The organism is Paenibacillus sp. FSL R5-0908 (assembly GCF_038006245.1).
GTDB lineage: Bacteria > Bacillota > Bacilli > Paenibacillales > Paenibacillaceae > Paenibacillus_AQ > Paenibacillus_AQ odorifer.
The window spans coordinates 5,439,317-5,453,420 of record NZ_JBBOUV010000001.1; the positions used below are offsets into that span (position 1 = coordinate 5,439,317).

15 protein-coding genes and 1 pseudogene are annotated in these 14,104 nt (G+C 44.5%); 4 read left to right on the forward strand and 12 right to left on the reverse strand.

Annotated features, from left to right (window positions below; all coding sequences use genetic code 11):
- Positions 1–495: 495 nt before the first annotated feature.
- The 10 genes and pseudogenes from MKZ09_RS24790 to MKZ09_RS24830 form a co-directional block, all read right to left on the reverse strand.
- Positions 496–1,635 (reverse strand): DUF4367 domain-containing protein, encoded by a 1,140-nt coding sequence (locus tag MKZ09_RS24790; protein WP_081394456.1) that lies wholly within the window; start codon positions 1,633–1,635, stop codon positions 496–498.
- On the reverse strand, positions 1,617–2,165 hold the full coding sequence (locus MKZ09_RS24795) for an RNA polymerase sigma factor (protein ID WP_076208657.1): 549 nt from the start codon (positions 2,163–2,165) through the stop codon (positions 1,617–1,619). Before MKZ09_RS24795 ends, MKZ09_RS24790 begins: the two co-directional genes overlap by 19 nt.
- 199 nt (positions 2,166–2,364) lie before the next feature.
- A complete protein-coding gene (locus MKZ09_RS34535) occupies positions 2,365–2,499 on the reverse strand; it encodes a pyridoxamine 5'-phosphate oxidase family protein (protein WP_111506369.1) in 135 nt (44 codons plus the stop codon).
- Positions 2,492–2,584 (reverse strand): annotated as a pseudogene (locus tag MKZ09_RS24800) (MerR family transcriptional regulator); the annotation flags it as partial. The gene MKZ09_RS34535 and the pseudogene MKZ09_RS24800, both read right to left, overlap by 8 nt.
- A gap of 159 nt (positions 2,585–2,743) precedes the next feature.
- On the reverse strand, positions 2,744–3,025 hold the full coding sequence (locus MKZ09_RS24805) for a hypothetical protein (RefSeq protein ID WP_076134588.1): 282 nt from the start codon (positions 3,023–3,025) through the stop codon (positions 2,744–2,746).
- A 96-nt stretch (positions 3,026–3,121) separates the two neighbouring features.
- A complete protein-coding gene (locus MKZ09_RS24810) occupies positions 3,122–4,297 on the reverse strand; it encodes an MFS transporter (RefSeq protein WP_076208653.1) in 1,176 nt (391 codons plus the stop codon).
- A gap of 24 nt (positions 4,298–4,321) precedes the next feature.
- Positions 4,322–5,140: a MerR family transcriptional regulator gene (locus MKZ09_RS24815; protein WP_076208652.1), complete on the reverse strand. Its 819-nt coding sequence runs from the start codon at positions 5,138–5,140 to the stop codon at positions 4,322–4,324.
- Positions 5,141–5,766: 626 nt separating this feature from the next.
- Positions 5,767–6,744 (reverse strand): phosphotransferase enzyme family protein, encoded by a 978-nt coding sequence (locus MKZ09_RS24820; RefSeq protein ID WP_076208651.1) that lies wholly within the window; start codon positions 6,742–6,744, stop codon positions 5,767–5,769.
- A 249-nt stretch (positions 6,745–6,993) separates the two neighbouring features.
- The gene (locus tag MKZ09_RS24825) at positions 6,994–7,917 is read right to left on the reverse strand and encodes a helix-turn-helix transcriptional regulator (protein WP_076208650.1); all 924 of its coding nucleotides are present in this window, start codon (positions 7,915–7,917) and stop codon (positions 6,994–6,996) included.
- Positions 7,918–8,194: 277 nt separating this feature from the next.
- Positions 8,195–9,376 carry an MFS transporter gene (locus MKZ09_RS24830; RefSeq protein WP_076208649.1) on the reverse strand — a complete coding sequence of 394 codons (1,182 nt, stop codon included), beginning with the start codon at positions 9,374–9,376 and terminating at the stop codon, positions 8,195–8,197.
- Between the two features lie 183 nt (positions 9,377–9,559).
- Here MKZ09_RS24830 and MKZ09_RS24835 point away from each other — a divergent pair, with 183 nt between their 5' ends.
- Positions 9,560–10,420, forward strand: coding sequence for a LysR family transcriptional regulator (locus MKZ09_RS24835; RefSeq protein ID WP_232061427.1), 861 nt, complete (start codon positions 9,560–9,562; stop codon positions 10,418–10,420).
- A gap of 80 nt (positions 10,421–10,500) precedes the next feature.
- Positions 10,501–10,902: a VOC family protein gene (locus MKZ09_RS24840; protein WP_076208648.1), complete on the forward strand. Its 402-nt coding sequence runs from the start codon at positions 10,501–10,503 to the stop codon at positions 10,900–10,902.
- Between the two features lie 31 nt (positions 10,903–10,933).
- On the opposite strand, the gene MKZ09_RS24845 is transcribed toward MKZ09_RS24840, so the two are convergent.
- Entirely contained in the window at positions 10,934–11,467 is a 534-nt protein-coding gene (locus MKZ09_RS24845; protein WP_076208647.1) for an FAD-dependent oxidoreductase, read from the reverse strand.
- Positions 11,468–11,739: 272 nt separating this feature from the next.
- Here MKZ09_RS24845 and MKZ09_RS24850 point away from each other — a divergent pair, with 272 nt between their 5' ends.
- Positions 11,740–12,003, forward strand: coding sequence for a hypothetical protein (locus MKZ09_RS24850; protein WP_076208646.1), 264 nt, complete (start codon positions 11,740–11,742; stop codon positions 12,001–12,003).
- A gap of 435 nt (positions 12,004–12,438) precedes the next feature.
- Here the strand turns inward: MKZ09_RS24850 and MKZ09_RS24855 are convergent, their stop codons facing one another.
- The gene (locus tag MKZ09_RS24855) at positions 12,439–13,410 is read right to left on the reverse strand and encodes an aldo/keto reductase (protein WP_076208645.1); all 972 of its coding nucleotides are present in this window, start codon (positions 13,408–13,410) and stop codon (positions 12,439–12,441) included.
- A 120-nt stretch (positions 13,411–13,530) separates the two neighbouring features.
- On the opposite strand from MKZ09_RS24855, the gene MKZ09_RS24860 reads away from it, so the two are divergent.
- Positions 13,531–13,971 carry a MarR family winged helix-turn-helix transcriptional regulator gene (locus MKZ09_RS24860; protein WP_042193018.1) on the forward strand — a complete coding sequence of 147 codons (441 nt, stop codon included), beginning with the start codon at positions 13,531–13,533 and terminating at the stop codon, positions 13,969–13,971.
- Positions 13,972–14,104 lie beyond the last annotated feature (133 nt).

Consider the following 14,104-nt stretch of genomic DNA (forward strand, 5'->3'; position numbering starts at 1 on the left):
ATTCAACTTAGGTATCAACGGAGGTATCATAGCAACTTACGGAGTTCCGGACAGTTGGGAGCTCAGGCGTAAGCTACCGTTCAACAGGCTCGAAGGGTATTATGACCGGTTTTCAGTCGTGTTACACTTGTATCGGAAAACAGAACAGCGGGATTGTCGTTATACATAGAGGACAAGCTCGAACCACTGAAGACGGTCGTTATGTATAGAGGGAGACTTCGAGTGTTACATTGCGCAGCCGTATAGCACACTGTACCCACTTGAGGCTTGCCCTTTTTTTGAAACTGGTTTTCATATTCCATCTTTTCCAGCTCTAATTATGCCCTTTCTCTGGTGCTACATTAATAATATGAATTGGAAGTTCATATGAAAGCCATGCACGAACTCTTATAAAATCTCACGAATATGCAGTCCTTCGCACATGCAATAAAAGCTCGAGGGCTGTCCCGCTATCATAGATAGCGAAACAGCCCTGAGCATAATATCTGTGTTCGTTTAATTCATCATACTGGCTGCAATACGGATGACCTCATCCTTGGTCAACTCAGACTTCTCCTGGCGAACCGACACATTATAGATGATCTGCGCCTCCGGGTCAGACCAGACCAGTCTATACTTATACCCCAGGTCAATCTTTTCTTTGCTGGAGGGTTCGAGATAAATGAGCTGCTTGCCGCCAATATCAATATTCTCCACCGTTGTCGTTTTGGTCCACATCAAGCTTTCTGCCGGTTTAGCTTTTTCATCAACAAGTGAGGCACTGATTCTCACCTGAATCTTCCCCTTCTTGTACACAAGTGTAGAAGAATCATAGGCAATGTTCTCCGCCTTCTCCCGTTTCCAGGTCATCCGGAAGTTGTCTCCTAGGTCAATCTCGCTTTCGCCTTTAAACTGCTTGTCATCTTCAACCTTTATAAAAGAAGGCTTGATAAACGCCTCGTCCAAGGTATACCCGTCCGGCATATATCCCGGTTGCTTCACTTCGGGAGCGTGGTGCTTCTCAACACTGGTCTTATAAGTGGAATAGTCCTTGACTATGATCGGCGGGCAGTATAAGCCAAGATGAGATTCTTCTTTCCCGTCTTCACGTTTGATAACATAGGTGGCATACTCTCCAGGAAGCAGCAACTTCTCAATGGCATTGTAGCCCTTTGCATATTTCATCTTGTAGAGTTCATCCTCTTTGCTCAGCTGCACTTTGGCAGGCCAGGGAATCAAGGGTTCATTCGGCTTCTCTATCATACCACCTGATTTCGTTGCCAGAAGTGGCTTATAGGGCAGCACCTTGTACTGAATTTGGGCCCCCTGCCGGAGTTCACCGGAATACTGGGTATAGCCGCCGCCCAACAAGACCATTACAAGTAGTGCCGCCACCCAGCCCTGCACCGGAATCCGCAGGATTCTCCTCCGGCTCCGTCCCGTTCCGGCTTCTGTCTTTAGCCTGCGCATAACGTTAGGAGCCCCTTCGTTTGGCGGAATTGTCTGCAGAGGGGTCTGCTCTTCTGCAGCAGGTAAGATCCCGCCAAGCCCGAGCGCTGTCATTACCTGTTCATGAACATCAACGGGGATAAAATTGGCGGACCGGTCTCCGTGCTTCAGAAACCGCTCCTCCGAGGTTAATTCACTCTTGTCCATAGTTGTTTCTCCTTTCTCTCCAACACCTTTTTAAGCTTGCCTTTGGTCCGTTCATATCTTTTGCGTACGGTAGCCGTACTGACGCCCAGAATTTCGCCGATTTCCGCAAACGATTTATCTTCATAAATACGCAGAATCAACAAATTCCGGTCTTCCACATTCAGCTTCCCCAGGGCGGTTGAGACTGGCTCGCTGAACAGGCGGTCCTCGACCATCTGTTCGGCACTGTCCACCGCAACCTCCTGCCGAAGCAGCTTGCGCAGTTGAAGCTGAAATTTCTGCCGCCGCAACTGATTCAGACAATGGTGGTAAGCGATCTTGTAGAGCCATGATACGAAATCCGCTTGCGGCTTGTATTGCCCGATATTCTGATAGGCCTTAATCAGGACATCCTGCACCGCATCCTCCGCCTCTTCCCTGCTGTTCAGCATCCGGAAGCAGTAGAGGTATATCCGCTGCTGGTACAGCTTGATTACATCTGAGAACAGGCGGGCATCTCCGGCCTGTATTCTCCTAATCTTCTCTTCCATAGAATCCACGTTGGTCTCCTTTCTTCTATTTCTTCTGTTTCTATAGATATAACACTTGAGTAGCCTCAGGCGTGACATTTATTTCTTCCGGCTGTACAGCAAATGAGACCTACAGATGAATCCCTGTTGATCTCCCAGGTGTGTAGAGCCTGCTTCCGAAACCGTCTGCTCTGCTCTAACTCGACGGTCTGGTTGAGTTTCAGCTCTCCGGTATCCCGGTTATGATCCGCTTGAACATGTGCATCACCTTCTCAGCCAGCTTCCCGCTTTTCCAGTATTGGGCTGCATCGGCATGGACCTTAATCAGAATTACGTCCGGGTCATCAAAGCTGATCTACGGAATAGTAACGATAGCACGTATCGTGATCCACTTTTCTCGGCCTAAGTATGCCAATCTGGTCGTAATAACGCAGTGTCATCTTTTATCTACAACATAATATGAGTATACAGTTTCCCTTGCTGGGAAACGTCAAGGATGCTTTTATTCATTCGAGAAATTACTCTTAGATGAACAAAAGCAGCCGATCGTGTTGATCGGCTGCCTTCTTGTTTTTATTAAGATATCGTTTCACTCTAGCTTAAAGTTCAGGTAATGAATCGACATGTGATTCGATTTCAAAAATAAATTCTTCGAGGTTATCGCAGTCAAACCAACCACTTTTTTCATTAATTTCATATAGCACTTGAAAACCATGATAGGCAATTAATTCTATCCACCCGGCTCTCGAAATCGTCGCTTCTAATATCTGACAGTAATCAAATAAACACTCAACATTAGCTCTGTCCATTAAATTGGAATGCTGATACTCAGTCCCAGATGGCTCTGGATAAATTCGATATGCCAACCACTTTTTATCCATTTTTCACCACTCCACCTTAGATCGATCACTAATACGTTTATTTTACCATGAAAAATTCGACGATAAAGCTCCCTTTGTCGTTCTCCAATCCATTTCTTATTTAATAACCATAGTAGTTTTAGTCCTACTGTCATTTTTTTTAAATAGTAAGATGGCAAGAAGTAAAGCTATGCATACAGTGGCAAAACCCAGCCAATTCAAATATAGGACAGATGTACGACTGATGACTAACCCGCCTAATCCAGATCCCAGTGCAAAGCCAAATTGGATGAACGAAGTATTTACACTAAGAGCAATGTCCGGATTTCTAGGCGCCAGAGTAACCAGATATAGTTGCTGGGCCGGGGAAATACTCCACGTTGCTAACATAAAAATCATTAAAACCAAGATTAAAACCAAGAGATTGACTCCAGCTAGAGCGAATAAAAGCAGAGTCGCCCCTTGTAACAGGAGCCCGAGACAAATGGTAAATTTCGATCCCTTTGCATCTGCCAATTGTCCGCCCAGCCTTGATCCGACAAAGCTGCAAATGCCAGCTAGGAACAGAACACCGCTGATTTCGGTCATGGAAAGGGAGGACGTGGCTTGCAAGAAAGGCGTAATATAAGTAAACAGTGTGGAATAGCCGCCGACATAAAATAGCGTAATAACCAAGGCCATCAGAAGGGTTGGATTTTTTAAAATAGAAAGCTGCATTCTAAGAGTAACCTTCTCCTCTTCTTTGATTGCCGGAACCTTTTTATAAATGATAAGTAATGGGAAAATACTTAATAATCCGATTAAAATAAATAGTACTCTCCATCCAAACATCTCACTAAAAAATGTGCCCAAAGGAACACCAAGCACTAGTGAACTGCTAAGCCCCATCAAAATGATACCGATGGCATTGCCCCTTTTTTCTTTTTCAACGAGTCGGGTCGCTATTGCCATGGCTACAACGGTAGCGATTCCTCCGCTAGCCCCTTGGATAATACGTATCCATAGTACTGTCTCATAAGCAAGATCTACAAACATAAGTCCGTTGCTGGCAATAAACACACCTAGGGTGATCATTAGTAGTTTCTTGCGATCTGCATTGATCGTTAATGCAATCAAAACAGGAGCGACAATGGCTGCAGAGAGGGCAAACACAGTCACCAATAATCCAACTTCAGAAGTAGATACTCCCAAGTCCACAGCGATCATCTCAATAACTCCCGTAATAATATATTCAATGGTTCCAATCAGAAAAACAGCCAGTGCCAGAATATAAATGATCCGTTTATTTTTCAATTTCCCCCACTCCACCTTCTTCAGTTATCTATTTATAATGGGAATTTGTATTTCTATGAATTGTGCATCTCGTTCTGCAGTTAACGGTAAATACAACTCCCTGCCCGGTTCGTTCTCCTTGATCTGATAGTTGTTTTTCTCAATCCATTTAGCTAAATGAACACAGGCCGCACAATCAAAATTAGTATTTGAATGAAAAGCCATTGTGGCCATCATCGGTTCAGGAGGAAGAGTCCGTAGCTGAAACGGTTCTGGAAATGATCGCAGCTCACAGGTTAAAAAATACCCGACTTCAAACTCAAACTCATCCTCTTTTCCTTCGACTTCTTTCCACAAAACAACCTGAGGACCTATAATTAATTGACGATTTTCCGTCGTTATAAACTGATCAAATTGGCGAAGCAAATCCGGAATGTCCTCTTCTTTCCCGCATGCTTTCTGATAAAGAAACCATTGAGCAGCCTCTGCCTTGACTCTGATTTCTTGACCCGTTTCGAATTGACCCTCTTTTTCTATAAGCTGCATACGCTCCTCAATCCTGACGAGTTTAGCTTGTTCCGTATCGATGATATGCTGGATTTCGCTTCTTTTCAGCTTAAACATGCCTTGAATATTTTCTAATGAAATATTTTCCTGAAGCAGCTGTTTAATTTGAGGCAATGTAAAACCCAATTCCTTATAGATTAAAATTCGGTTGAGCTCAAGAAGCTGATCTGCGGAATAGTAACGGTAGCACGTATCCTGATCCACTTTTTTCGGCCTAAGTATGCCAATCTGGTCGTAATAACGCAGTGTTTTTAAGGATACCTTGCTTAGCCTAGAAAATGCACTGATTTTGAACAAAATATCATCTCCAATCTATAACATAATGTGAGTATACAGTTTCCCGTGTAGGGGAAAGTCAAGGGATGCTTTTATTTATTTGAGAAATTTCTCTTAGATGAACAAAAGCAGCTGATCGTGTTGATCTGCTGCCTTCTTATTTATATTAAGCTTCTTTCCAAGGTTTAATTGGTGCGTAATAAGCCAATAAACGTTTTCACCCTTTGCCCATCCTTAAATTATCGCACGGTGCAGCTAGGTTGAGCTATAGGTAGCTAATTCCGTTCACGATGTAGCTAGCTTGAGCTATAGACGGCTAGTTTAAACACTGGGTAGCACGTTTAGGAGCAAATTTGCAGGCGGCGTTCTTTTCACCAACTGTTCGGACTCAGTTGCTCTTATTTCCATAATTCAGCTCGTTTTGCCACACTATCGGACTCAGTTGCAGCTATTCTCTCAAATGTACTTCTTTTCTACGCAAATCATGAACAATAAGAGCTATACAGTCCGAAACCTTCGCAATATGAACCCATATGCTGAAATAGCTGCAATACGGTCCGATACGGTCAAGATCGAGCAAAAGGCAGGCGGTCACGCAGCTGCCAGATTGTGATTATCGAGCCATCGTTTCCCGTTAATTAAACAAACTATTCCCAGTAAGGAGTCCCACTAAAAAGAAATTCTTCTTTATTTACATATAACTTAAATTCCCGACTTGCTAATCTACTAATGTGACTGGGTAACCACTCATTAGATTCAGGCAACCCAAGCCAAAAATTCATTGTTTCGAGTTGGGCCGCTACAAAGAAGCCTTCTAACTGTTGAACATAGTTATGAGGCAGGTCGAATTGTTTGGCGTATGATTCTAGCAACTGGCTTCTGAACGCTGGGTGGATATAAGAAAGTGTCCAACCTAAATCGAATAAATAATATCCGAACCCGCAAGCTCCAAAATCAATGGCTCTAGCTTCTTGTTTATGAAACAGAAAATTACTTGGAATTAAGTCTGCGTGGATTACCCCCCAGTTGCCAGGTGTTCTTTCTATATCATTCATCATTAAAATTGCACGCTCACCGGCCAATTGCAAGATTGCCACATCATTTTTATTGAGCTCACCACCGTCAGCAAGCTGTTTGAGCTTTTCTGATGATTGTGAAATTCTAGTATTATCAAAGGATGGTCTAGTAAATGATTGCGGAACCTTCCAAATAGATGATTGTTTATGAAGCTTTCCGATCAATTCGCCTACGTACTCGGCATCATTGACTGTTGGAACAAATTGTTTTTGCTCACCCTCCACCCATTTTACCAATGTACAGTTCATGTCAGCTATCTTAGTAACATATTCACCAATGTTATTTTTTATAGGTGACGGTAACACCAGATCAGTATCATTTATTAATGATTCTAGCCAAAGCATTTCTGAATGAATGACTTTTTCCTCAGACCAAATCCTTTCCATCGAATCATTTTTTGATAGATGTATCCGCAAACTATAGCAGTTACTTTCTTCATCTGTCACTTTATAGATAGTGTTTGCATTTTGACCAATATGATCTATTGATTGATAAGTAATTGAATAACAAGTTAATGCTTCTATTGCAACATCATGAGTATTTAACATGTTTTCCTCACTCCCCCTGAAACAACCGAATAAGGACATCGTACCATGACTTTTTCTAATAGTTCGGGAGAGAACTCTTATATTTATATTTTATCCACCACTTAGTTGATTAAGGTAACTTGCCCGTTAGTTGAATAAAGGCAGCCGATCACATTTACTGACGGGCTGCCTTTATCGTGTTTATTGAACTAACGTTTCCTGTTAGCTTAACGCCATTGCCTATGCATCACCAATCTCCGATTAACGTGTCTACTTTACTTTATTTAATAAGTTTGTCACCATTCTGCTCAATGTCCCTTGATCGACGAAAGGAGCAAGGCTTGCCAGCAGATCTGGGCTAATATGTTCAGCTTCGACTCCACTAATTAACTTCTCGAGACTTTCCCTGTCCAGAAAAGGGGCGAGGCTTATGATCCGGTTCGCATCAATAGTGCCATCTGCAACCCGGTCTACCAAGCGGCTTAACGTTTTTCTGCTAATAAAGGGTGCCAGCCCTTGAACGAAATGCCAGCTCAAGCTACCCTCTTCTGCTTGTTGAACCAACCGATCTACATGTTCTCTTTCAAGAAAAGGGGCAATTCCAACAAGATTGTGCACTTCTAAGGAACCGTCAATCGATTTATCTACCAGTCGGCTTAATGTGTCGCTGCTGACGAACGGAGCGAGTCCAGTAATGACATTCCACACAATTTCGCCCTCTTCTGCCTGACGAACCAGTTCATCCAATGTATCTGTTCCCAGGAACGGTGCCAGCCGCATGATCACGTCTAACTTAAGGACGCTGCTGTCTAATCGTTCTGTAACCTTATGCAGAGCGCTTGCTTTTACAAACGGTGCTACTTCAACAAGTTCTTCCACCTTCATCTCACCGGTATTGACCATCTCTGCAACTTGGTCCGGCCTGTTCTCTGCGATCTCCTCAACGATCGTTCCTAGGTGAAGGTGCTCCCGATTTTCTGCGTTGTCTCCTGCATTTAAAATGTCATCTACCGTTTTGCCGAATAACCTCGCAAACTGCGGAAGCGTCCCGATATCCGGTAGCGAGTCGCCCCGTTCCCATTTCGATACCGCTTGATGACTTACATTCAGTTGATCGGCAAGTTCCAATTGGGTCAAATCCTGGTCTTTGCGAAGCTTCGAAATATAAGCTCCAATTTTACGCAAGTCGAGCATTGTATACCTCCAATAAAACAAAATGTACAGTGCGCACTGTCGAAAACAGCATAGCATTTCCTCAAACGCAATCCTATCAAGCGGTGGTTGAATTTTCACAGGCGCTTTATTCAACTGTCGGTAGAATTGTCCACTTTTGTCATTTTCATTTATAGGTTTTTTTCTACAAATCACTTCCATTATCCTGCCCGCTAGTTGAATTACACCACGTACGTTCACAGGTCCATGCAAGCACAACTTCACTAATTGAACAACATGAAGCTATCACACGAAACCTTTAATGGAGACGAGAAATGGATGGAGAACTTTTTTTATTTCCTATAGCCATTTGAACGATAATCTGAAACACGATGATTACAGCCAATCCATAAAATGCTTGAACGAAGCTGCCTGTTGCATCGTGCAGCCAGCCAATGGCTAGCGGCCCAAGCGCTCCGAGAATGTAGCCACCAGATTGGGTCATTGCGGACCAGCTACTGGCTTCCTGAGCATTACTTGTTTCATCAATGGGCAACATCAGTGCAATCGGGAACAGCCCTCCCGCCCCAATACCGAGTGGAATCGCCGCGAGCCAGGGGCTAACGGATAGGTTAAGCATCAGGACACCCATCAACTCCAATAAAGCACACCCGACAAGCCAGAATACACGTCTTTGGTAACGATGTACAAGCATCGGAATGAACAAAGTAGAGGGCAGCGATATCAATGTAAATAAAGTTTGGATTTTGCCGGCAGTCTCTTGGCTATACCCCTGGCTTTGGATCGCTGGCGCAAGCCAAGCGGTCAACGAATAGAAGATCGCTGCCATCAGCCCGAAGAATAATGTCAGCACCCAGGCACGTCTGTTGTTCACCGGAAGTGGTGCATTGAGTACACTCGAGATTTTACCGGATTGGCGATCTGTGCGAGCAGACCTGGCTAGTCTCAACCAGATCGGCAATGCAATAGCTGCGAGTAATGCCCATACAGCCAACGAGCCTCTCCACGAACCACCCAGCGTATGCTGTAGCGGGACCGATAGTCCCACACTAATGCTGGCCCCCATCACCATCGCTGTAGAGTAAATACCCACCATGGATGCCACTCGGTCAGGGAAGTACTGCTTAATGAAGCTGGACAAGAGCGGCCCTGCCAATGCAATCCCTACACCGGATAGAAAAGAAGTGAACATCATCAAAGGAGTTGTACCAACAAACCATCGTAATCCCGTACCTAACCCAATGAGAATTAAAGCCAGAACAATCGCGCCCTCATTTCCCCACTTTCTACTTAATCTTACGGAGAACGGAGCAAATATACCCATACATAATACCGGAAGTGTGGTTAACAGACTGGCGGTAATCCCGCTTATACCCAAATCATTCTGGATGGTGCTCATTAGAGGAGAAATGGATGTAATGGGGGGGCGTAAATTCAGTGAAGCCAGAATAAGCGCCAAGACGATATAAAAAATTTTCATTATGAATCACCTCATGGTAGTAGTATCGATGCATTCACCGATGACCCTTTTTGTTAATAACAGATCTTTGGTCGGTGCACGATTAAGTATAGAATCATTAGAATGATTGAACAATACTATTGTTTCTATTAAAATGATTACTAAAACCAATGATTAGAGGTCATTCTTATGGAGATTCGTCAGATGGAAAACTTCATTGCTGTGTGTGAGGAGCTTCATTTTACACGAGCAGCTGAGAAGCTTGGCATATCTCAGCCTACGTTGAGTCAACAAATACGCGCGCTCGAGGATGAACTCGGAGTTCCCTTATTTGACCGAGTCGGCAAAAAGATTGTGATGACTCAAGCAGGAAATCTGTTTTTGGAGCACTGTGTACAGATGATTCGGCATTTACAGAATACCCAGGATGCGTTAGCTGAATTACGCAATGATCAACGAGGTCGGTTGGTAATTGGTGTTCTCCCTTCCGATCTAGACTACCGGCTCACCCCATTGCTCGTGAATTTTCATACGCGATTCCCCAAGGTGCAGCTGAAGGTTATCTCATCGATCTACGTCTTGAATCAAGTACTGGATAATGAAGTAGACATCGGGATCGAGATCACCTCTGCTCCAGATGATCGGCTTGTACGCATTCCCTTGTGCAGTGAAGAATATGTACTTGTCGTTTCTGAGAATCATGATTGGGCTGAACGAAGCACGATCGTAATCCAGGAACTGCGTAATATCCAAACTGTGATGTTCCCCGAAGGATTTACAGGCAGAGAATTGGTTGATGGCTATTGTCGTAAATATGGATTCAGCTTAGATACGATCATGGAGACCAGTTCGGCAACTTCCATTATTAGCTTGGTGAAAGCCAATGTCGGAGGAACATTGCTGCCTTACCGTTTGATCCAAGCAATGAATGAACCAACATTACGCTGTATCCGAATTACAGACGATCCGCCATATCGTCACTTCGAGATCATTCATCGGTCCGACCGTTTTCTGACAAAATCGGCCAAGGCATTTATTGAGAAAACTATCGAGTATTTCAACTAAAGGTGAGATGCGAAAGAGATCGCTTCTGCTGCCAGAAGTAGAGTATAGTAGGAATGAAAATATATTAGGAGGCTACAGCCATGTCACAGGAGATTTGGATTAACCTGCCAGTCAAAGATGTTGAGAGGTCAACTGCCTTTTTCAATGAGATTGGATTCCAAGCGGTGAGTGTTGGGAACGAGAGAGCTAAGCTTGTTATAGGTCAAACAACAATTCTGCTGTTCCCGGATGCGGCGTTTGAGAAATTTACTGGTTCAAAAACCGCAGATACTTCCCATAACGCTGAAGTAATATTCTCCATTGGTGCTGAAAGCAGAGAAGAAGTAGATGCCTTTATCCAAAAAGTAGAGGCTGCCGGAGGAAACATCTTTGGCAAGCCAAGTGAGACTGACGGTTGGATGTACGGCGCAGGATTTGCCGACCTGGACGGTCACCGCTGGAATCTGCTGTACATGGATGAGAGCAAAATGCCAAAACGCTAATATGAAAACGCAGGTCACCTGCATATTTGAACTAACCTTCCGTTAGATGAACAAAGGCAGCCGCTCCAACAACGGCAATGGTCATTAATCTCTGACGTTCTTCCGCGCTTTTTTCTTTTACGGCTTTTTTTATATTCGCGCGCCACGCCTCTCGGATCTTCCACGCAGCGTCTAAACTCGCTAATGCCACCCCCCCCTGTTCAGGGTCAGGTTGCCGCACGACGCTGCCTACCGCCAAAACGAGGAAGTCATATTTTATCGAATTCTTATTTCCTTCAGCATCCTGACAAAGTAGCCTTCTTTCCTCTGATTCGATTTTCGTTACAGTAGCTCGAACGAATTCAACCCCTTCGGGAAATAACCTAGTCAGAGGGATAGTAATTTCTTCATATTCGACCGCGGGCTTAAAAAGCAATACTTTACGAAAGTGATAAGAGTTCTTATCGATTAAAATAAGTCGGAGTTTTCGTTTACTTTCTTGACCCTTAAATGTTTTCCAAATCGCTTTAATTGCATTAATACCTGCATATCCTCCGCCAATAACGATGCATGTCAATTCTTTCATTACAACCACTCCTTATTCCGTTTTGCATAAGCTAATAATACTAAAGAGTATAGCTACCTGTTGGTTGACCTCATGCGCTGTCCCCTTGGAGCGCATCGTGTCTCCGATACCCTAGACGGAAGGAAAGTGGTAAGACGCTACTACGTCTGCACCGCCTTCCGCGTGGACGCAGAGTATGCAGTTCCAACTCCGTCAAGGCAGACGACGTCTAGCAGTACGTGCTCGACCGGCTTGCCAAGGTCGCCCAGAAGCCGAAAATTGTGGAGGACGTTGTGCGGAAGCTGAATAAAGATCGGACCGTGAACGTGGTTCCTTTACAAAAGGAACAGAACGAATGCCTCCTTCAGCGTAAAATTAACGTAGAGCAGCGGCTCATGGAATGCGCTTCTGACCCTATCCCAGTGAAGCAGGTGCAGCAATTGCTGGGCCAATTCCGCTCGTTGCCGCTCTCTTCTCCCCCGGAAACACAGAAGACCATTTCCAGAATTTCATCAGGCAGATTCACTTCGGCGTCCCAAAAGACAGGCGAAGCATAGAACTCAAATTCAACCCGCAAGTGCAACAGCATTTTTTTGAACTGGCCCCTTACGCCGAAATAGCGGAAAGGGGCATTTGCTGTGAATCGGCAAAAGTCCCCTTCCAGATACATCATCAATATATAACACAAATAAACTCGCAGTAGCCTGTTTACTCACCATTCCGATCGGAGCGTGACCTACCCTGCTACTATGGTCTGTATGCTGTAAATACAGGCTCCTGCGAGTTTTTCTCCAAAAAACTTGCCCATACTTATGATACGGTTCACCGCGATGGCTGAAGCGGCCATGTTTTTGAAACTGCCGTAGAATTCTTAAGTGTTACAAACACCTTTTGTGGCTCCCCTTTCGTGGGAGTTTCCATGCATGAACTCTTCATGGATCGTATCCATGAAGAGTTCAATACATAGTATTCGTTGTATAGATGTGTCCAATTTATACTAATGGATGTGGTACATAAAGTTCTTCTAAACTGGTAATTTCTTCAGGTGTCAATTTAACCGACAACGCCGAAACGGCATCTTCGAGATGGCTGGTCTTGGTCGAACCTATAATTGGGGCGGTGATCTCTTCTTTTTGCAGCAACCATGCAAGAGCAACTTGTGCGCGTGGAATTCCTTGGTTAGCAGCAACTTCCGCAACTCTCTCTGCTACTTTACGATCAGCCTCTTCCGTTTTAATAAACAACGCTTTAGCTATCTGGTCATTCTCGGATCGTGAGGTCTGTTCATTCCAATCCCTAGTTAACCGGCCTGCAGCCAAAGGCAGGTAAGGAGTGACGCCAACTCCCTCGTCTCTGCAAAGGGGGAGCATTTCTCTTTCTTCTTCCCGGTAGAGCAGGTTTAATCTATTCTCCATAGAGACGAACCGTGTCCAACCGTTGCGCTCTGCAACATGCTGAGCTTTCGCAAACTGCCATGCCCGCATGGAAGATGCTCCGAGGTATCTGACCTTGCCCGCCTTAACTAAATCGTGAAGAGCCTCCATCGTCTCTTCAATCGGCGTATTTGGATCCCACCGATGGATCTGGTACACATCGACGTAGTCTGTTCCGAGTCGTCTTAGACTATTATCAATTTCGGTCATGATGGCCCTGCGGGAAAGTCCCATAGCATTCGGACCTTTGCGCATCGGAACAAATACCTTTGTAGCTATGACGACTTCGTCACGATGAGCGAAGTCCTTTAAGGCACGCCCGAGGATTTCTTCGCTTGTTCCGTCGGAATACATGTTGGCGGTACTGAAAAAATTGATGCCCAATTCGAGTGCCCTCTTAATAATCAGTCTGCTTTGCTCCTCATCCAGAGACCATGGAGTATTGCCGCGTTCAGGTACGCCGAAACTCATGGTTCCAAGGCTTAACTTCGAAACCTCTAACCCGCTGCGTCCAAGCTTCACATATTCCATTTAATAACACACTCCTTATATATTTGTAGGGGAAGGCGTTACACCTTTAAGTTGACATATCAACCTAGGGAACATAGTAACACCTTGTGGTTGATGCGTCAACCATGATATTATATTCGTATGGATATAAACGAACTTAACGAAGATGAAATGCGGATATGGAATATGTGGAAAGGCTCCTTTAAACGAATCTTCGGTCGCGTTGTAAAAGAAATGTCTGAACACACAGGACTCTCAGAGGGTGATTTTGGAGTATTAGACCGGCTAGTCCAATTTGGCAATGGTAAGCTTCGCCAACAGGAATTAGCTGACTCGATGGACTGGGATAAGAGCCGACTATCACATCACCTAACGCGGATGGAAAAACGAGGACTAGTTCTGAGGAAACCTCTAGACACAGATCGCGGTGTTCAAGTCATCATTACTTCCGCCGGAAGGTCAGCCTTAGACGAAGCCCTTCCCATAGTCTCAAAGGCAATACGCAAGCATTTTCTAGATCTATTAACCGATCAAGACATTGAGTCGATTACTACACTGGCGGAAAGAACAACAACATCCTGATTGCTGTTTTTGATGTAAGGAACCGGCCCCTTCCGCCAAAATAGCGGAGGGGGCATTTTCTTTCTTATCAGGCAGAGGGAAGATTCTCCGCAGGCATCCTTGTCATATGTTTCCCCTTACCCGACCCGCCACG